The sequence below is a fragment of the Pseudomonas sp. efr-133-TYG-23 genome (genome assembly GCF_030209215.1).
GTDB classification, from domain to species: domain Bacteria; phylum Pseudomonadota; class Gammaproteobacteria; order Pseudomonadales; family Pseudomonadaceae; genus Aquipseudomonas; species Aquipseudomonas rhodesiae.
The window spans coordinates 259915-277097 of sequence record NZ_JARVSL010000013.1; the positions used below are offsets into that span (position 1 = coordinate 259915).

The 17183-nt window shown below is 59.8% G+C and carries 18 protein-coding genes and 1 tRNA gene; 10 read left to right on the forward strand and 9 right to left on the reverse strand.

Translation table 11 applies throughout. The features are described 5' to 3' along the window. Positions 1 to 41: 41 nt before the first annotated feature. Entirely contained in the window at positions 42 to 857 is an 816-nt protein-coding gene (suhB, locus tag QRN41_RS08940; RefSeq protein WP_003175971.1) for a type III secretion system regulator SuhB, read from the forward strand. Positions 858 to 918: 61 nt separating this feature from the next. On the opposite strand, the gene QRN41_RS08945 is transcribed toward suhB, so the two are convergent. The 6 genes from QRN41_RS08945 to queA all read right to left on the reverse strand — a co-directional run bounded on the left by QRN41_RS08945 (position 919) and on the right by queA (position 6992). Beyond that, positions 919 to 1461, reverse strand: coding sequence for a glycine zipper 2TM domain-containing protein (locus tag QRN41_RS08945; protein WP_017530025.1), 543 nt, complete (start codon positions 1459 to 1461; stop codon positions 919 to 921). 123 nt (positions 1462 to 1584) lie between these two features. Then, positions 1585 to 2499: a protein translocase subunit SecF gene (secF, locus tag QRN41_RS08950; RefSeq protein WP_034115036.1), complete on the reverse strand. Its 915-nt coding sequence runs from the start codon at positions 2497 to 2499 to the stop codon at positions 1585 to 1587. Positions 2500 to 2508: 9 nt separating this feature from the next. Then, on the reverse strand, positions 2509 to 4377 hold the full coding sequence (gene secD / locus QRN41_RS08955; protein ID WP_034139236.1) for a protein translocase subunit SecD: 1869 nt from the start codon (positions 4375 to 4377) through the stop codon (positions 2509 to 2511). Positions 4378 to 4439: 62 nt separating this feature from the next. Further along, positions 4440 to 4778: a preprotein translocase subunit YajC gene (gene yajC, locus QRN41_RS08960; protein ID WP_010565221.1), complete on the reverse strand. Its 339-nt coding sequence runs from the start codon at positions 4776 to 4778 to the stop codon at positions 4440 to 4442. A gap of 43 nt (positions 4779 to 4821) precedes the next feature. Then, positions 4822 to 5937 (reverse strand): tRNA guanosine(34) transglycosylase Tgt, encoded by a 1116-nt coding sequence (gene tgt / locus QRN41_RS08965; RefSeq protein WP_010565220.1) that lies wholly within the window; start codon positions 5935 to 5937, stop codon positions 4822 to 4824. Between the two features lie 5 nt (positions 5938 to 5942). Continuing rightward, complete coding sequence (gene queA / locus QRN41_RS08970) at positions 5943 to 6992, reverse strand: tRNA preQ1(34) S-adenosylmethionine ribosyltransferase-isomerase QueA (RefSeq protein WP_034100452.1); 1050 nt, start codon at positions 6990 to 6992, stop codon at positions 5943 to 5945. Between the two features lie 108 nt (positions 6993 to 7100). On the opposite strand from queA, the gene QRN41_RS08975 reads away from it, so the two are divergent. Next, a tRNA-Leu gene (locus tag QRN41_RS08975) sits at positions 7101 to 7185 on the forward strand. Positions 7186 to 7382: 197 nt separating this feature from the next. Here QRN41_RS08975 and QRN41_RS08980 read toward each other — a convergent pair. After that, positions 7383 to 7667: a hypothetical protein gene (locus QRN41_RS08980; RefSeq protein ID WP_034115041.1), complete on the reverse strand. Its 285-nt coding sequence runs from the start codon at positions 7665 to 7667 to the stop codon at positions 7383 to 7385. 42 nt (positions 7668 to 7709) lie between these two features. Beyond that, positions 7710 to 8606 (reverse strand): hypothetical protein, encoded by an 897-nt coding sequence (locus tag QRN41_RS08985; RefSeq protein ID WP_167416617.1) that lies wholly within the window; start codon positions 8604 to 8606, stop codon positions 7710 to 7712. A gap of 211 nt (positions 8607 to 8817) precedes the next feature. On the opposite strand from QRN41_RS08985, the gene QRN41_RS08990 reads away from it, so the two are divergent. Both QRN41_RS08990 and QRN41_RS08995 read left to right on the forward strand, forming a co-directional pair. Continuing rightward, on the forward strand, positions 8818 to 9147 hold the full coding sequence (locus tag QRN41_RS08990) for a hypothetical protein (protein WP_034100472.1): 330 nt from the start codon (positions 8818 to 8820) through the stop codon (positions 9145 to 9147). Between the two features lie 81 nt (positions 9148 to 9228). Then, positions 9229 to 9600 (forward strand): PH domain-containing protein, encoded by a 372-nt coding sequence (locus tag QRN41_RS08995; RefSeq protein WP_015885780.1) that lies wholly within the window; start codon positions 9229 to 9231, stop codon positions 9598 to 9600. Between the two features lie 36 nt (positions 9601 to 9636). Here the strand turns inward: QRN41_RS08995 and QRN41_RS09000 are convergent, their stop codons facing one another. Continuing rightward, positions 9637 to 10011 carry a c-type cytochrome gene (locus QRN41_RS09000; RefSeq protein ID WP_034100476.1) on the reverse strand — a complete coding sequence of 125 codons (375 nt, stop codon included), beginning with the start codon at positions 10009 to 10011 and terminating at the stop codon, positions 9637 to 9639. A gap of 196 nt (positions 10012 to 10207) precedes the next feature. Between QRN41_RS09000 and QRN41_RS09005 the strand changes: the two genes are divergently transcribed. From QRN41_RS09005 to QRN41_RS09030, 6 genes are all read left to right on the forward strand, one after another. Next, positions 10208 to 10588, forward strand: coding sequence for a response regulator (locus QRN41_RS09005; RefSeq protein ID WP_034100478.1), 381 nt, complete (start codon positions 10208 to 10210; stop codon positions 10586 to 10588). A gap of 195 nt (positions 10589 to 10783) precedes the next feature. Beyond that, a complete protein-coding gene (locus QRN41_RS09010; RefSeq protein WP_167416616.1) occupies positions 10784 to 11398 on the forward strand; it encodes a biliverdin-producing heme oxygenase in 615 nt (204 codons plus the stop codon). Beyond that, on the forward strand, positions 11395 to 13638 hold the full coding sequence (locus QRN41_RS09015) for an ATP-binding protein (RefSeq protein WP_167416615.1): 2244 nt from the start codon (positions 11395 to 11397) through the stop codon (positions 13636 to 13638). The genes QRN41_RS09010 and QRN41_RS09015 overlap by 4 nt, the downstream gene beginning before the upstream one ends. A gap of 150 nt (positions 13639 to 13788) precedes the next feature. Further along, positions 13789 to 13998, forward strand: coding sequence for a hypothetical protein (locus QRN41_RS09020; protein WP_167416614.1), 210 nt, complete (start codon positions 13789 to 13791; stop codon positions 13996 to 13998). A 113-nt stretch (positions 13999 to 14111) separates the two neighbouring features. Beyond that, positions 14112 to 16010, forward strand: coding sequence for a metallophosphoesterase family protein (locus QRN41_RS09025; RefSeq protein WP_167416613.1), 1899 nt, complete (start codon positions 14112 to 14114; stop codon positions 16008 to 16010). 42 nt (positions 16011 to 16052) lie between these two features. Beyond that, positions 16053 to 17066, forward strand: a complete 1014-nt coding sequence (locus QRN41_RS09030) for a sensor domain-containing diguanylate cyclase (protein ID WP_167416612.1) — start codon at positions 16053 to 16055, stop codon at positions 17064 to 17066. The last annotated feature ends 117 nt before the right edge of the window (positions 17067 to 17183 follow it).

A 17183-nucleotide genomic window follows, 5' to 3' on the forward strand; every position in this document is an offset into this window, starting at 1 on the left:
AGAATGCCCGGCTTTCTTTAACAACCTTAGGTGACACATCCATGCAGCCCATGCTGAATATCGCGCTGCGCGCCGCCCGCAGCGCCAGTGAATTGATCTTCCGCTCCATCGAGCGCCTGGATACCATCAAGGTCGACGAAAAAGACGCCAAGGATTATGTATCCGAGGTGGATCGCGCCGCCGAACAGAAAATCATCGACGCACTGCGCAAGGCCTACCCTACCCACGGCATACTCGGCGAAGAAACCGGTTTGCACAAAGGCAGCGGCGAAGGCGAAGACTACCTGTGGATCATCGACCCACTGGATGGCACCACCAACTTCCTGCGCGGTATCCCGCACTTTGCCGTGAGCATTGCCTGCAAATACCGTGGCCGTTTGGAACATGCGGTTGTACTCGACCCGGTTCGCCAGGAAGAATTCACCGCCAGCCGTGGCCGTGGCGCCCAGCTCAATGGCCGTCGCCTGCGCGTCAGCGGTCGCACCAGCCTGGACGGCGCTCTCCTGGGCACTGGCTTCCCATTCCGCGACGACCAGATGGATAACCTGGAAAACTACCTGGGCATGTTCCGCGCCCTGGTTGGCCAGACCGCCGGCATCCGCCGCGCCGGCGCCGCCAGCCTGGACCTGGCCTACGTTGCCGCCGGTCGTTTTGACGCTTTCTGGGAGTCGGGCCTGTCCGAGTGGGACATGGCCGCAGGCGCACTGCTGATTCAAGAAGCAGGCGGCCTGGTGAGCGACTTCACCGGCGGTCACGACTTCCTGGAAAAAGGCCATGTCGTTGCCGGTAACACCAAATGCTTCAAGGCAGTTCTGACGGCGATCCAGCCGCACCTGCCGGCCTCGCTGAAGCGTTAAGCGAGCGAGCACAAAAAAAGCACCCCTGGGGTGCTTTTTTTGTGCCTGTGCATTCCTGGTATTACTGTTGATTCTGACCCAGGATGAGACGACCTTCTTTATCGACCGGAATCTGGCCGCCTGGATCACGATCCATGCGCACCGAACCTTCCTTGCCATCCAAAGTGTACCGCACGTCATAGCCGACAACCTTGTCGCTGATGTCGTTGACGGTGTTACAACGGGTTTGCGTGGTGGTGTAGGTATCGCGGTTCTGCATACCTTCCTGCACCTTGTTGCCGGCATAACCACCACCGACCGCACCGGCCACGGTGGCCAGTTTCTTACCGTTGCCGCCGCCGATCTGGTTGCCCAGCAGGCCACCTGCGAGGGCGCCGACGACGGTACCGGCGATTTGATGCTGATCCTGCACCGGACGCTGCCGGGTCACGGTGACGTCCTTGCAGACCTCACGCGGGGTTTTGATCTGGGTCTTGACCGGCTGCACCGCCAGTACTTGCGCATACTCAGGGCCGCTTTTTACCAGGCTGTAGGTGGCGACAGCACCCCCGGCAGTTACACCGACAGCACCCAATACCGCACCAACCAGTAACGACTTGTTCACGTTGAACCTCCTGACCATCACAAACGGACCGAAAGGTCCGCGCTATACCCAGCCTTGGAGCAAAAAAAAAGGCACGAGTTCAATACTCGTGCCTTCTTTGTAACAACGATCAACTAGCGCCCATCAAGGACGATCGTCGACTTCCTTGTCGGTGATGGCCGGAGGAATCAGGTCTTCGCTGTTGAGGTTCAGCCAGATCAACACCACGTTGGCGATGTAGATCGACGAGTAGGTGCCCGCCAGAACGCCGATGAACAGCGCCAGGGAGAAGCCCCACAGGTTGTCGCCGCCGAAGATCATCAACGCCGCGATCGCCAGCAAGGTGGAGATCGACGTGGCCATGGTCCGCAGCAGGGTCTGGGTGGTGGAGATATTGATGTTCTCGATCAACGTCGCCTTGCGCAGTACACGGAAGTTCTCGCGGACCCGGTCGAATACCACGATGGTGTCGTTGAGCGAATAACCAATGATCGCCAGCACCGCCGCCAGCACCGTCAGGTCGAACGTGACCTGGAAGTAAGCCAGGATGCCTACGGTTACGATCACGTCATGGATCAGCGACACAATGGCGCCGACGCCGAATTTCCACTGAAAGCGGAACGCCAGGTAGATCATGATGCCGACCAGCGCCATCAGCATGCCGAGGCCGCCCTGGTCGCGCAGCTCTTCACCCACTTGCGGGCCCACGAACTCGACGCGCTTGACCGACGCCGGGTTATCGCCGCCGACCTTCTGCAAAGCCTCGGCCACCTGGTGACCCAGTTGCGGGTCTTCGCCAGGCATACGCACCAGCAGATCGGTGGTAGCGCCGAAGTTCTGCACCACGGCTTCGTGATAACCGGCCTTGACCAGTTCGTTGCGCACCAGGGTGACGTCGGCCGGCTTCTCGTAGGTCAGCTCGATGAGCGTACCGCCGGTGAAGTCCAGCCCGTAGTTCAGGCCCTTATGGAACCAGCTGAACAATGCCAGAACGGTAAGGAGCACTGTGGCGCCGAACGCAATGTTGCGAACGCCCATGAAGTTGATTGTACGTAACATGGCAGCCCCTTAAATCCACAACTTCTTGAAGTCACGTCCGCCAAAGATCAGGTTGACCATTGCGCGGGTCACCATGATGGCCGTGAACATCGAGGTAAAGATACCGAGGGACATGGTCACCGCAAAACCTTTGACCGGGCCGGTGCCCATGGCAAAGAGAATCCCGCCGACCAGCAATGTGGTCAGGTTGGAGTCGAGAATCGCGGTAAATGCCCGGCCGAAGCCTTCGTTGATTGCGCGCTGCACCGTCATGCCAGCGGCGATCTCTTCACGAATTCGCGAGAAGATCAGCACGTTGGCATCCACCGCCATACCCATGGTGAGTACGATACCGGCGATACCCGGCAGGGTCAGCGTTGCCCCCAGCAGCGACATCAAAGCCAGCAGCATCACCATGTTGCCCGCCAGGGCCACAGTGGCGATGACACCGAAGAAGCGGTAGATGGCGATGATGAACAGCGATACGAAAAGCATGCCCCACAAGGCTGCATCGATACCCTTGGTGATGTTGTCCGCACCCAGGCTCGGGCCAATGGTACGTTCTTCGGCGAAGTACATCGGCGCGGCCAGGCCACCGGCGCGCAGCAGCAGCGCCAGTTCGGACGATTCACCCTGGCCGTTCAGGCCGGTGATGCGGAATTGAGCACCCAGCGGCGACTGAATGGTCGCCAGACTGATGATCTTCTTCTCTTCCTTGAACGACTGCACCGGCACGTCTTTCTCGACGCCGTTGACCATTTGCTTGGTGTAGGTAGTGATTGGGCGTTGCTCGATGAAGATCACCGCCATACTGCGACCGACGTTGCTGCGCGTAGCGCGACTCATCAGTTCGCCGCCATGGCCATCCAGGCGGATATTCACTTCAGGAGTGCCGTGCTCGCCAAAACCGGCCTTGGCGTCGGTCACCTGATCACCGGTGATGATCAAGCCACGCTCGATCAGCGCCGGAGGACGGTTGCCTTCGCGGAACTCGAACTCTTCGGCAGTAGCACGGGTAGCGCCCGGCTCAGCCGCCAAACGGAATTCCAGGTTGGCGGTCTTGCCCAGGATACGCTTGGCTTCAGCAGTGTCCTGCACACCCGGCAGCTCAACCACGATACGGTTGGCGCCCTGGCGCTGCACGATCGGCTCGGCCACACCCAGTTCGTTGACGCGGTTACGCACCGTGGTCAAGTTCTGCTTGATGGAGTATTCGCGGATTTCCGCGATCTTGGCCGGGCTCATCGCCAGACGCAGTACAGGTTGACCATTCAGGTCGGCCGGTACGATGTCGAAATCGTTGAAGTTCTTACGGATCAGCGCACGGGCCTGTTCGCGGGACGCTTCGTCAGAGAAGCCCAGCTGGATGGCACCGTTGAGCTGCGGCAGGCTGCGATAACGCAGCTTTTCTTTACGCAGCAGGCTCTTCACGTCGCCTTCGTAGACCTTGAGGCGGGCGTCGAGGGCTTTGTCCATGTCGACTTCCAGCAGGAAGTGCACGCCACCGGACAAGTCCAGACCCAGCTTCATCGGGTGCGCGCCAATGCTGCGCAGCCATTGCGGGGTGGTTTGCGCCAGGTTCAAGGCGACCACATAGTCGTCACCCATGGCCTTGCGCACGACATCCTTGGCCGGCAATTGGTCTTCCTGCTTGGCCAGGCGCAACAAGCCGCCCTTCGCACCAGCCGCCAATGTTGCCGCCTTGACCTGGATACCCGCGTCGGTGAGCGCCTTGCTCGCGCGGTCCAGATCAGCCTGATTGACCTGCAGCGAAGTGCTGGCGCCAGTGATCTGGATCGCCGGGTCATCAGGATAGAGATTGGGAGCGGAATAAATAAAACCGATCGCCAGCACCGCCAGGATCAGTACGTATTTCCACAGAGGGTATTTGTTCAGCATCACGCCGCCCGCTTATAACGCGGGGCGCCTTGCGCGCCCCGTCGATTGGTAAAGGTTGTTACTTAGATCGCTTTGAGCGTGCCTTTAGGCAGCGTGGCGGCGATGGCGCCCTTCTGGAACTTCATTTCAACGGTGTCGGAGACTTCCAGCACCACGAAAGCATCGGAAACCTTGGTGATCTTGCCGGCGATACCGCCAGTGGTGACCACTTCGTCGCCTTTCTGCAGGCTGCTGAGCAGGTTCTTCTGCTCTTTGGCGCGCTTGGCCTGTGGACGCCAGATCATCAGGTAGAAGATGACCAGGAAGCCGACCAGGAAAATCCACTCGAAACCACCGCCCATAGGGCCCGCAGCGGCAGGCGCAGCGGCGTCGGCCATGGCGTTAGAGATAAAAAAGCTCATTTAGCACTCCAGTTGCAAATAGTGAATCTTAGGGTCGGGAAACTCAGTCCAAGGGCGGCACAGGGAGCCCGCGCTTGGCATAGAAGGCATCGACGAAGGCGGCCAATGTACCCTGTTGAATAGCCTCGCGCAAACCAGCCATCAGGACTTGGTAATGACGCAAATTGTGGATGGTATTCAACATGCTACCCAGCATTTCTCCGCACTTGTCCAGATGGTGCAGATAAGCACGGGAGAAGTTCTGGCAGGTGTAGCAATCACAGGTGGGATCCAGCGGCGAATCATCATGGCGATGGAACGCGTTACGGATCTTCAGCACGCCTGTATCGATGAACAGATGCCCATTGCGGGCATTACGGGTTGGCATCACGCAATCGAACATGTCCACACCGCGGCGCACACCCTCTACGAGATCTTCCGGTTTGCCAACGCCCATAAGGTAACGAGGTTTGTCAGCCGGCATCAGGCCCGGCAGATAATCCAGCACCTTGATCATCTCGTGCTTGGGCTCGCCCACCGACAGACCGCCGATGGCCAGGCCGTCGAAGCCGATCTTGTCGAGGCCTTCCAGCGAGCGCTTGCGCAGGCTTTCATGCATGCCGCCCTGGACGATACCGAACAACGCCGCAGTGTTATCGCCATGGGCGTTTTTCGAACGCTGGGCCCAACGCAGCGACAACTCCATGGACACCCGCGCGACGTCTTCGTCGGCCGGGTACGGCGTGCACTCGTCGAAAATCATCACGATGTCCGAACCCAGGTCACGCTGCACCTGCATCGATTCTTCCGGGCCCATGAACACTTTGGAACCATCCACCGGCGAGGCGAAGGTCACGCCCTCCTCCTTGATCTTGCGCATGGCGCCCAGGCTGAACACCTGGAAACCACCGGAGTCGGTGAGGATCGGGCCCTGCCACTTCATGAAGTCATGCAGGTCGCCATGCTTCTTGATCACTTCCGTGCCCGGGCGCAGCCACAGGTGGAAGGTGTTGCCGAGGATAATCTCGGCGCCGGTGGCGACGATATCGCGCGGCAGCATGCCCTTGACGGTGCCGTAGGTGCCGACAGGCATGAACGCCGGGGTCTCCACGGTGCCGCGCGGGAACGTCAGGCGACCGCGACGGGCCTTACCGTCGGTGGCCAGCAATTCAAACGACATACGACTCATAGTTGTTCCTCTGGGCCGCGCGGCGCCGGGTTACGGGTGATGAACATCGCATCACCGTAGCTGAAAAAACGGTATCCATTTTCGATGGCGGCTTGATAAGCGGCCATGGTCTCGGGATAACCGGCAAATGCCGACACCAGCATCAACAGCGTGGATTCCGGCAAATGGAAGTTGGTGACCAGGCAATCGACCACGTGGAACGGTCGGCCTGGGTAAATGAAGATATCGGTGTCGCCGCTAAACGGCTTGAGCACGCCGTCGCGCGCCGCGCTTTCCAGGGAGCGCACGCTAGTGGTACCCACCGCAATCACCCGCCCGCCGCGCGACTTGCACGCGTTGACCGCGTCCACCACATCCTGAGTAACCTCCAGCCATTCGCTGTGCATATGGTGGTCTTCGATGTTCTCCACACGCACCGGCTGAAACGTGCCGGCCCCCACGTGCAGGGTCACATAGGCGGTCTCGACGCCTTTGGCGGCAATCGCCTCCAGCAGCGGCTGGTCGAAATGCAGCCCGGCCGTAGGCGCGGCCACCGCACCCAGGCGCTGGGAATACACGGTCTGATAGCGTTCGCGGTCAGCGTCTTCATCCGGGCGGTCGATATAAGGAGGCAACGGCATATGGCCGACGCGCTCCAGCAACGGCAGGACTTCTTCGGCGAACTTCAGCTCGAACAGCGCATCATGACGCGCCACCATCTCGGCTTCGCCACCGCCATCGATAAGAAGGCTCGATCCCGGTTTCGGCGATTTGCTGGAGCGCACATGGGCCAGCACGCGATGGCTGTCCAGCACCCGCTCCACCAGAATTTCCAGCTTGCCGCCGGAGGCTTTCTGGCCAAACAGCCGCGCCGGAATCACCCGGGTATTGTTGAACACCATCAGATCGCCTGGGCGTAAATGCTCAAGCAAATCAGTGAATTGACGGTGTGCGAGGGCACCGCTTGGCCCGTCCAGGGTCAGCAGTCGACTGGCGTGACGCTCGGCCAAAGGGTGGCGAGCGATCAGCGAATCAGGGAGCTCAAAAGTAAAGTCAGCAACGCGCATGATGGGGTTCGTCTAGCAGGGCCGGGAAGTCTAGCGGAAATAGTCAAAATTGACCATGAAACGTGATTGACCAACGGTAATCACCTCTCTATACTTCGCCGCCATTGAGCCCTGATGGCGGAATTGGTAGACGCGGCGGATTCAAAATCCGTTTTCGAAAGGAGTGGGAGTTCGAGTCTCCCTCGGGGCACCATCTTAAAAAAAGACCTTGAAATTCAAGGTCTTTTTTTTCGCCTGTCGAAAAGTGGGCACTCTGCTGATTTATTGCTCAGCGCCTCTTTCAGCTGAAACACAGTTCACTGTGGGAGCCAGGTTTGAAGCGGCATAGGGAAAAGTCGTAGTCGGCCCCCGATTACACACCCGGCCGCCCTGGCCGGGCGGCCGGTAACCTTACTTGAACAGCGCAATCACCACGCACACCAGTGTGATCGCCAGTGCCGGCCATTGCATGGGCAAGAAAAAGAAATGGTGGCGCACGCCATCTTCATGCACTTCCCTATTCAGCACAAAACCCAGCACCGTGTTGATGGCCGAGCCGATCCCCACGCCCATCAGCAGTTGCGTCAACGAGGTGTTGCCCGGCTTGACGCTGGGGTCGGGCCACAACACCATCAGCAACAAAATCATGGCCACCGGTGTGAACAGCGTCAGCCAGCCTGCGCCGCGATAGATCATCGTTTAATCCCTTTATGCACAATCAACGATTACGCGAGCGGTTCACGCCAGCTCGCGCGTTTGGGTTTGAGCCGTGAGCACTGTGTCCAGCGTATGCAGAAACAGGTCGTGGCTCAGGATGCCGGTGGCGATGGTCGACAGGACCGGTTGGCCGCTGTCGTCTTTGATCACCACTTTTTCGCTCCAGGCGTTGAGGTCGACGCTGCGCAATGACGACATCGGCACCTTACGGCCCTGGTATTCCAGGCACTGAGCGCTCACCAGGATGGGCGCCGTGGTGATTTTGAGGAAATTACCGCTCATGCGCTTGCCCCACACTTGGCCGGAGCTGATGCAATTGAACGTCACCGCCCCGCCCGACTCCAGCACACTGAGCACTTCCGGCATGCGCGCGCGGACGTGCAGTTCGCGCACCAATTGCTGGAATTTTTGAAAACCCTTAAGGCTTTCAATCACGCGATGAAACGGCTCGGCGGCCGTGCGACGGTAGGCCAGGTTGGTGATCAAGCCTGTCATCACCGTTTGCCCGGAGCTGAACAGATACAAGTCCTGGATCTCGATAAACGGGGTGTAATCGCGCTGGCCTTGGTTGATGCGTGCGATGCCATGCTCGTACACATCGTAAGCGGTACTGCGCAATTTCTTATGCCAAGCGTAAAGGCCGAATACACACAGCCCAAGAATGGCCAGAAAGCCACTGGTGAGATTGATCAGCGACTGCCCGCTGCTGAAGTTAATCGTCATGCCCCGGGACGTTGTGACACCGATAGGCCCTTCATTACCCGGCGGCAGGATCGTACCCAGATACAGCACAAATCCCGCGAGCGCCAACAGCGCAACGCCGAGTATCAGGCTGAAAATGAGAAAACCTTTGCCATGGCGAAAGCTCGCGATCAGATCGCCAGTGGCGGATGAATCAGGTGTGGAGGATGGCTGCATAAGTACTTGCGTCCCTGTAAGTGAGTCAAACGTGCCGATTCAACATCGCACCGGTCCATTGGCTGGCTGCGCGAGCTGTGCACGGCGGGTTGGAACATGGCTAATTAATATCGTTCCGCGGAGAGCTTGAGGTGCAAGCGTTTGAAGTCTTTTTTTTCAGCCGCAGAACAGTGATTATCGCGCTCCGCCCGCACACCGAGGAAGCCCTACCATGGAATTGACGCTGGAAGCTGTTGCGCTCTTCGCACTCAAACTGGTGCATGAAACCGACGGCGGCAGCCCGGTATTGCGCGACGACCCGGCGATGGCCGCGTATGAGCGTGAAGTGTTTGGATTGCTGGTGCGCCAAGGGGACTTACGCCTGATTCAACGTAAGCTCGATGAATGCGTGATGCAGGCGCTGCAGGCGTTGGGCGGAACGGAGACGGTGTTGGGGCGTGAGCTGGAGAGACTGGCCGCCGACACTCGAAAAGCCTCTACCCTGGAGGAACTCGATGCCCCGCTCGACGCACTCAAGCATTACCTCAAAGCTATCCAGTGACACCTTCCATTGAAGGAACGAGCCTGACCACGATGAGTGTCAACTTATGCGGCGTCACAGACCGACCACAAGGACCGTTACATGATCGACTTCAACAACAAAGGCTTCTTCAAACTCAAACAAAACAATGAATACGCCGAACGCGTCTCGGCCTTGCTGCTCGATGGCGAAGAAGTAGTGGACGCCTACAAGGCCATGCGCGACGGCGTGGTGTTCACCACCAAACGCATCATCGCGGTAAACGTGCAAGGCATCACCGGCAGCAAGAAGGACTTCACATCACTGCCGTACAAAAACATCGTGGCGTATTCGGTGGAAACGTCCGGGACCTTCGACCTGGATTCGGAGTTGGAGATTTACTTTTCATCCCTGGGCAAAGTGAAATTCGAGTTCACTGGGAAGACCTCGATTGTGGAAATCTCGCGGCTGATTTCCAAGCATCTGCTGACGTGATCAATCGGCCAGAAGTATCGCCTGGCGAAAGAGCGCTTACTTGGACGGGAACGTCTCAAGATACGCCAGGATATTTTCAATCTTCTCCTGATCGCTGATACCCCAGAAGATCATCCGCGTGCCGCTCACTACCTTCTTGGGGTCTTCGATGTACGCGGCGAGTTTTTCGCGGGTCCAGACCACGCCGGAGTTTTTCATCGCGTCGGAATACTGGTAGTCCTCGGTGGTGCCGGCGGGGCGGTCGATGATGCCGTTGAGTTGCGGGCCGAAACCGCCGCGCGCGCCTTCGCCGATGCTGTGGCAGCCGCCGCAGGTCTTGGTGAAGAGCTTACCGCCGGCTTCGGCATCGCCAGCGGCGAAGGCTGGGGCGGTGTTGAGAATCAGGGCGAGGGTCAGTAAGGCGTACTTCATGGGCGACTCCACATCGGCGGTTGCGGGAATTATGCCTGGCATCTCCATCCGGATCACCGCCGCCTGCAATGCCACGGGTGCAAACACGCAACCTAGACACCCTGAACGACCACCCATCGCCTGGGACACATCCAATCGAACCTATACCGCTGCGTTCCACTCCACCTAACTGAACCCTGATGGTGGAGTAAGGATCATGGCTCAGCCATCGATTTTGGTATTGGAAGACGACGAAATTATTCGGGCGTTGATGGTGGATGTACTGGAGGATTTCGGCGCGATTGTGACGTCGTTTCCCTCAGCGGATGAAGGGATGATTTACCTGGAACGCGAGGACGACCCCGTGGACCTGATTGTCAGCGACATACAAATGCCTGGCCTGCTCAATGGTTATGACTTGAGCCGCGTGGTTGCCCATCGCTGGCCATCAGTGCGGGTGCTGCTAACCTCGGGCAATACAAAAATGGCTGAAGAGCTAGGCGGTTCCGTGCGTTTCCTGCCCAAGCCATGGAGCACTGAGCATCTGATCGAATGCGTGCAAACGGCGCTGACTCAGCAAGGTTCGTCACTGCACTGATAGCGCCGCAATATCACCTAAACCGAACTTCACGGTACGCTGTACGGTCAGTCATAAGGCAAGGAGCGACTTTTCTGATCCGCTGGTCAGGCCTTTCGCCTTGTGCGTACAGTCAATGGCCATGAGTTGTGTAGAATCGTCGCCCATTTCCACGCGTCATTCATGGCCGGCAGGCCCACAGCTCGAGCTATTTGCATGCTTTCAAAGGCCCATGACGTTGGTGCGCCCTCATTGCTTGATGCGTTACGCACAGGCACCAGCCTGTTGCACGTTGCGCTGGAAAAGCGTCTGCCATTTTTTTCCGAGCGCCTGGATGCCGACGGCTACCGGCGCCTGCTGCAGGCCTACCACGGGTTTTACGCACCCATTGAAGCGGCGCTGTATGCCAGTGGGCTGATCCCGGCGGGATTCGATACTGCTCTGCGTGTGAAAACGCCAACATTGGTCAGCGACCTGCACGGTCTTGGCCTGGATGACGCCGCTATCAACGCCACGCCCCACTGCACCGCCCTGCCGCGCCTCGACACCCCTGCGGCGTGCCTCGGTGTGTTGTATGTGCTTGAAGGCGCAACGTTGGGCGGCCAGGTGCTGCGCCGGGAAATGGCCCAGCGCTTTGGCATCGATGCCACCAACGGCGGCGCGTTTCTTGATGTGTATGGCCCTGAGACGGGCCGGCGTTGGAAAGACTTTCTCGATTATCTGGGCAGCCAGGCGCTGGACGCCGAAGCCCAACAGCGCGCGGTACATGCCGCCCGTTCGACATTCAGCGGCTTTGAGCGATGGCTCGACAGCCAGGAGGTACTGCTATGAAACCCCAAGATTTTGAACAGCTGCTTGCCAACTGCGCCGACGAACCCATCCGCTTTCCTGGGGCGATTCAGCCTCACGGTGTGCTGCTGACGCTGTCCGAGCCAGACCTGAAGATTATCCAAGTGAGCGCCAACGTCGCTACGCTGTTCAACCGCACGCCCGAGGCGCTGTTGGGCCAGCCGCTGCACAGCCTGATCGGCTCCGAACACGCCCAGGCCGTGCAGGCCATGGCCGAACTCAACACCTTTACCGATGCGCCGCCGCTGCACGTGACGCTCAACGGCGCTGAGTTCGAAGGTTTGTTGCACCGCCACCAAAATGTGCTGGTGCTGGAATTCGAACCCCACCTCAAGGATTTTCAACCAAGGGCGCTCAACGGTCGCACCAGTGATCTGGGCAAGATGCTGCGCCGCTTGCAGTCGGCAAAAACCCTGGCGGCGCTGTACGACATCAGCGTCACGGAAATCCAGGCCATGACCGGTTACGACCGGGTGCTCATCTACCGCTTCGAAGAAGAAGGCCATGGTCAGGTGATTGCCGAAGCATCCGCTCCGTCCATGGAATTGTTCAACGGTCTGTTCTTCCCTGCATCTGACATCCCCGAACAGGCTCGCGAGCTGTACCGCACCAACTGGCTGCGGATTATCCCGAACGCCGATTACACGCCGGTGCCGCTGGTGCCCAAATTGCGCCCGGATACCGGCGAACCGCTGGACCTGAGCTTTGCGACGCTGCGCAGTGTGTCGCCGATTCATTGCCAGTACATGCAGAACATGGGCGTGTTGTCGTCCATGAGCATTTCGCTGATGAAAGGCGACAAACTCTGGGGCCTGATCAGTTGCGGCAACCGCACCCCGCTGCTGGTACCGAACGAACTGCGTACCGCCTGCCAGACCATCGGCCAGGTACTCTCGCTGCAGATCAGCGCCATGGAGGCTCTGGACCTGAGCCACCAGCGCGAAGAAAAAGTCGAAGCCTTGGCCCAACTGGACAAGGCCATGAAAGCCTCGGACCACAACGTGTTCGACGGCCTGGCCAAGCAACCGCGATTGCTCATGGACCTGACCCTGGCCGGGGGCGTGGCGATCATCGAAGACAAACAACTGCACCGCTACGGCAACTGCCCGGAACCGGCGCAGATCAGGGCGTTGCACAAGTGGCTGCAAGCCAGCGGCGAACCGGTGTTCGCCAGCCATAACCTGGCCTCGGTTTACCCTCCGGCGGCGGAGTTTCAGCAAGTGGCCAGCGGCGTATTGGCCATGGGCCTGCCCAAGCCGGTGGACAACGGTGTGCTGTGGTTCCGCCCCGAGGTCAAAGAGAACATCAATTGGAGCGGCGACCCGAAAAAACCGCTGGACCTGGAAAATTCCGACGCTGGTATGCGCCTGCGCCCACGCACGTCGTTTGAAATCTGGAAAGTGGAAATGGCCGGCATCTCCACCAAGTGGAGCCACGGCGACCTGTTCGCCGCCAACGACCTGCGCCGCTCCGCCCTGGAAAACGACCTGGCCCGCCAGGTCGAGCGCGAGCAACAGGCCGTGCGCGCCCGTGATGACCTGGTGGCGGTGGTGTCCCACGACCTGCGCAACCCGATGACTGTCATCTCGATGCTCTGCGGCATGATGCAAAAAGCCTTCAGCTCCGAAGGCCCACACACCTCGCGACGTATTTCCTCGGCCATCGACACCATGCAACAAGCCGCCGGGCGCATGAATGTGTTGCTGGAAGACCTGCTCGACACCTCGAAAATCGAGGCCGGCCGCTATGTGGTCAAGCCCGTGGCGCTGGATGTGAACCAGATGTTCGAGGAGGCGTACTCCTTGCTGGCACCGTTGGCGATGGAAAAAGGCATCGACCTGTCGTTCAACGCCGAACCTGGCCTGCAGATCAAAGGCGACCCCGAGCGCTTGTTCCAAGTGCTGTCGAACCTGATCGGCAACGCCATCAAGTTCACCCCGCGCCAGGGCAATATCGGCATCAGTGCCATGAGCAACGGCGAAGAGATTGTGTTTTCGGTGCGCGACTCCGGCGAAGGTATTGCCCCAGAGCTGTTGCCGTATGTGTTCGACCGCTACTGGACACAGACCGAAAACAATCCCACCGGCAGCGGGCTGGGGCTGTATATCACCCAAGGCATCGTGCAGGCCCACGGCGGCAAGATCGTGGCCGAAAGTGAAGTAGGCCGTGGCAGTGAGTTCCGATTCACGGTGCCGAAGGTGATGCAGGACGCCCATACCTGATCGGTCCGGCTGAAGGGCTCGATGGCCCTAAACCGCCATTGCCGTTACACGTTGCCACGAGGTGTTTATAGCTCCAACACCTCGCGCCTCTATAAGTTTGGCCCGGCTTCGCAGACGCGGAGCCCATCTAACTTACAGAGGGATATTTTTATGCTTGGAGCTATCAGTCCATTCCTAGGCCATCTGCAATTCCCCACCCCACAACACGATGATGTAGCCCTGCAACGCAAGAAGCGCAGCCTGGACAGCCACTCACTCCCACTTGATCCCCAGCAAACCGACAACGCCCCACGTCACAATCGGCGCCGCGGCAGCGGCAGCGGCAGCCTGGACAGCCTCGGCAAGGGCAACCTGCTCTAGAGCGACCTACGGAGGGCAGCCCGCTGCCCTTCGTACCCCCCGTGCCTTAACAAAACACTGACATTCATTGCGCTAACCTTGCCGGTTCTAGCCTGGCCGGAGCCCTTCCCTGCATGCTGCACCCCGACAACCTGCCCGCCGTACTTGCCGGCCCTTTGCTACGACGTCTCGAACCCAGGCGCCTGGTGCTGTGGCTGACTGGCAGTCGTCCCCTGGACCTGACCTTGAAGCTGCAATGGGCCGGACACACGCTGCACATCCCGCTGGATCAAGGCCAGTGCCAAGTCATCCCCATAGGCCGACAGGCCTTTGTGCATCTGATTGATGTGCCGCTGGACGAAGCGCTGCCCCAGGACGAGGTCATCCACTACGACCTGCTGATCGACGGCCTCGGTATCGCCCATTGGGCGGCGCATCTGCTGTATGCCGACGCGCCATCACCGCATTTTGTCCTGCACAGTCGCATCCACCAGCTCGTGCACGGCTCCTGCCGCAAGCCTCACCACGCCGCCGACGACGGCCTGCTCTGCGTCGATCGCCTGCTCGCCGATGCGCACACGCTCGATGAGCGTCCGGCCTTGCTGATGATGAGCGGCGACCAGGTTTACGCCGACGATGTGGCCGGGCCGATGCTTCGGGCGATCCACGCACTGATCGCGCGCCTGGGCCTGTTCGACGAACATCTGGAGGGCGCCGTAGTGGACGACAGCGCCAGCCTCTACGGGCACCGCGCCAGCTATTACCATCGCGCGGACCTGCTACCGGCACTGGACAGCAATCAGACCCTGCGCGAGCGCTTCTTCGGCGGCGTTAAAAAGCCGATTTTCACCAGCAGTACCGCCGACAACCATCTGGTCACCTTTGCCGAAGTCATGGCGATGTACCTGCTGGTATGGTCCCCCACGCCCTGGACCTTGATCGAAACCCAAGCGCCACCACTGAGCCCGGACGAATCGGCGCGCTATGCGCGTGAGCACGTGCACATCGAGCGCTTTCGCAACGGCCTGCCCGGCGTTGCGCGAGTCTTCGCGCACCTGTCCACCCTGATGATCTTTGACGATCACGACATCACCGACGACTGGAACCTCAGCGCCCAATGGGAAGAAACCGCCTACGGCCACCCGTTTTCCAAACGCATCATCGGCAATGCCCTGCTCGCCTATCTGCTGTGCCAGGGTTGGGGCAACCACCCGGATGCCTTCGTCGAACTGTTGCCGCCCATCCAGGCGCTGACCGCCCACGTCCCCGACAACCATCTCGACGCCGCCGTCCAGGATGCCTTGCTGGCCACGTTGCTCAAATTTCAACAATGGCATTACGTGCTGCCCAGCACCCCCGCCCTGGTAGTGCTCGACACCCGCACCCGGCGCTGGCGCAGTGAGTTCACCCTCAAGCAACCCTCCGGCCTGCTGGACTGGGAAGCTTTGAGCGAACTGCAACAGGAACTGCTGGACCACCCGTCGGCGATCATCGTCTCGCCCGCGCCGATCTTCGGCGTCAAGCTGATCGAGACAGTGCAGAAGGTCTTCAGCTGGTGCGGCTACCCGCTGCTGGTGGACGCGGAAAACTGGATGGCCCACCGGGGCGCCGCCCAGGTGATCCTCAATATTTTCCGCCACTCGCGTACGCCGGGTAACTACGTGATTCTCTCCGGTGACGTGCATTACTCGTTCGTCTATGCCGTGCTGATCCGCCACCGCAATGCCGGCCCCCGGATCTGGCAGATCACCAGCAGCGGCATCAAGAACGAATTTCCACCGCGCCTGCTGGAATGGTTCGACCGTCTCAACCGCTGGCTATACTCACCCCGTTCGCCGCTCAACTGGTTCACACGCCGTCGCACCATGCAGGTCGTACCGCATATTCCGGAACATGCCGAGGCCGGCGAACGGTTATGGAACTCGGCGGGCATCGGTCAGGTGTTTTTCAACGAACAAGGTCAACCGGACGCAATTTACCAACACAATGCGAACGGGAAGGCTCGCACACAGATGGTTGCGCCCACGCCATAGCGCGCGGTGGCGAACGCAGTGCGCATGCAAGGAGCAAAAGCAATGGGCGATACCTCAGGCAGCAACCCGGCGAAGCAGGACTTCTCGCACCTCAACGCCGACATGCTGCACACCATCCTGGAGCTGGTCAGCGACGGCATCTGGGACTGGAACGCCAACACCGGGTTCGTCTACCGCAATCCGGGCTGGTACGAAATGCTGGGCTACCCGCGGCATGCGCTGGAAAACACCCTGTTCACCTGGGAAAACATCATTCATCCAGAGGACTACCCCCAGGTGATGGCGCTGTTCGATGACTACATCAACCGCCGCGCGCCGCACTACCAGACCGAATACCGTTGCCGAAAAAAAGATGGCAGCTACCTGTGGATCGAGGACCGCGGCTACGTGATCGCGCGTAACCCCGACGGTTCGGTGGCGCGCATGGTCGGCGCCCATCGCGACATTCAGACGCGCAAATACTCTGTCGCCCAACTCGAACAACGCAACCAGTCGCTGGAAGCGCTGGTGGCCGAGCGCACCCGTGAACTGGCTCGGGTCAACCAGCAACTCAAATTGCAGTTGGACGAAAACCGCGCCTTGGCCGAGCGGGACGCCTTGACCCTGGTTGCCAACCGCTATCGCCTGGAAAAAACCCTGCTGCAAGCGTGCGAGCGTGCCCAGCGCTTCCGCCTGCCGCTGGCCCTGATCGCCATGGACATCGATGACTTCAAGCCCATCAACGACCGCTATGGCCACGGCGCTGGCGACCAGACCCTGGTGCGGGTGGTGGAGTGCCTGGAGAGCTGCATTCGCCCGTGTGACCTGCTGGCACGCTGGGGCGGCGATGAGTTCATGGTGATCCTGCCCGAGAGCAGCCTGGAAACGGCCAAGGCGTTAGCCGAGCAGATCTGCCGCAAGATACGCACAATCCAGGCCCCCGGCGACTTCGCCGTCACCCTGAGCCTGGGCGTGGCCGAGCGCCACGCGGATGAATCCCCCGCCGCCCTGATGGAGCGCGCCGATCAGGCGTTGTATCGCGCCAAGGCCGCGGGCAAGGCCGGGGTGTCGGAATAACCGGAGGCATCAGCGCAGCGGCGCGCACTTGACCAGTGTCGACCGGTTTGTCCGCGCCCCCTTCGGCAGTAGCTCCTTCCGATTTGGAATGACCCAAAGACTTTATTTCGTTTGCGA

Excerpts from the sequence above, each read along its gene's own strand:
- suhB (WP_003175971.1), top strand. The coding sequence starts at position 42 with ATGCAGCCCATGCTGAATATCGCGCTGCGCGCCGCCCGCAGCGCCAGT.
- secF (WP_034115036.1), bottom strand. The coding sequence starts at position 2,499 with ATGTTACGTACAATCAACTTCATGGGCGTTCGCAACATTGCGTTCGGC.
- secD (WP_034139236.1), bottom strand. The coding sequence starts at position 4,377 with ATGCTGAACAAATACCCTCTGTGGAAATACGTACTGATCCTGGCGGTG.
- yajC (WP_010565221.1), bottom strand. The coding sequence starts at position 4,778 with ATGAGCTTTTTTATCTCTAACGCCATGGCCGACGCCGCTGCGCCTGCC.
- tgt (WP_010565220.1), bottom strand. The coding sequence starts at position 5,937 with ATGTCGTTTGAATTGCTGGCCACCGACGGTAAGGCCCGTCGCGGTCGC.
- queA (WP_034100452.1), bottom strand. The coding sequence starts at position 6,992 with ATGCGCGTTGCTGACTTTACTTTTGAGCTCCCTGATTCGCTGATCGCT.
- QRN41_RS08980 (WP_034115041.1), bottom strand. The coding sequence starts at position 7,667 with ATGATCTATCGCGGCGCAGGCTGGCTGACGCTGTTCACACCGGTGGCC.
- QRN41_RS08985 (WP_167416617.1), bottom strand. The coding sequence starts at position 8,606 with ATGCAGCCATCCTCCACACCTGATTCATCCGCCACTGGCGATCTGATC.
- QRN41_RS08990 (WP_034100472.1), top strand. The coding sequence starts at position 8,818 with ATGGAATTGACGCTGGAAGCTGTTGCGCTCTTCGCACTCAAACTGGTG.
- QRN41_RS08995 (WP_015885780.1), top strand. The coding sequence starts at position 9,229 with ATGATCGACTTCAACAACAAAGGCTTCTTCAAACTCAAACAAAACAAT.
- QRN41_RS09000 (WP_034100476.1), bottom strand. The coding sequence starts at position 10,011 with ATGAAGTACGCCTTACTGACCCTCGCCCTGATTCTCAACACCGCCCCA.
- QRN41_RS09005 (WP_034100478.1), top strand. The coding sequence starts at position 10,208 with ATGGCTCAGCCATCGATTTTGGTATTGGAAGACGACGAAATTATTCGG.
- QRN41_RS09010 (WP_167416616.1), top strand. The coding sequence starts at position 10,784 with ATGCTTTCAAAGGCCCATGACGTTGGTGCGCCCTCATTGCTTGATGCG.
- QRN41_RS09015 (WP_167416615.1), top strand. The coding sequence starts at position 11,395 with ATGAAACCCCAAGATTTTGAACAGCTGCTTGCCAACTGCGCCGACGAA.
- QRN41_RS09020 (WP_167416614.1), top strand. The coding sequence starts at position 13,789 with ATGCTTGGAGCTATCAGTCCATTCCTAGGCCATCTGCAATTCCCCACC.
- QRN41_RS09025 (WP_167416613.1), top strand. The coding sequence starts at position 14,112 with ATGCTGCACCCCGACAACCTGCCCGCCGTACTTGCCGGCCCTTTGCTA.
- QRN41_RS09030 (WP_167416612.1), top strand. The coding sequence starts at position 16,053 with ATGGGCGATACCTCAGGCAGCAACCCGGCGAAGCAGGACTTCTCGCAC.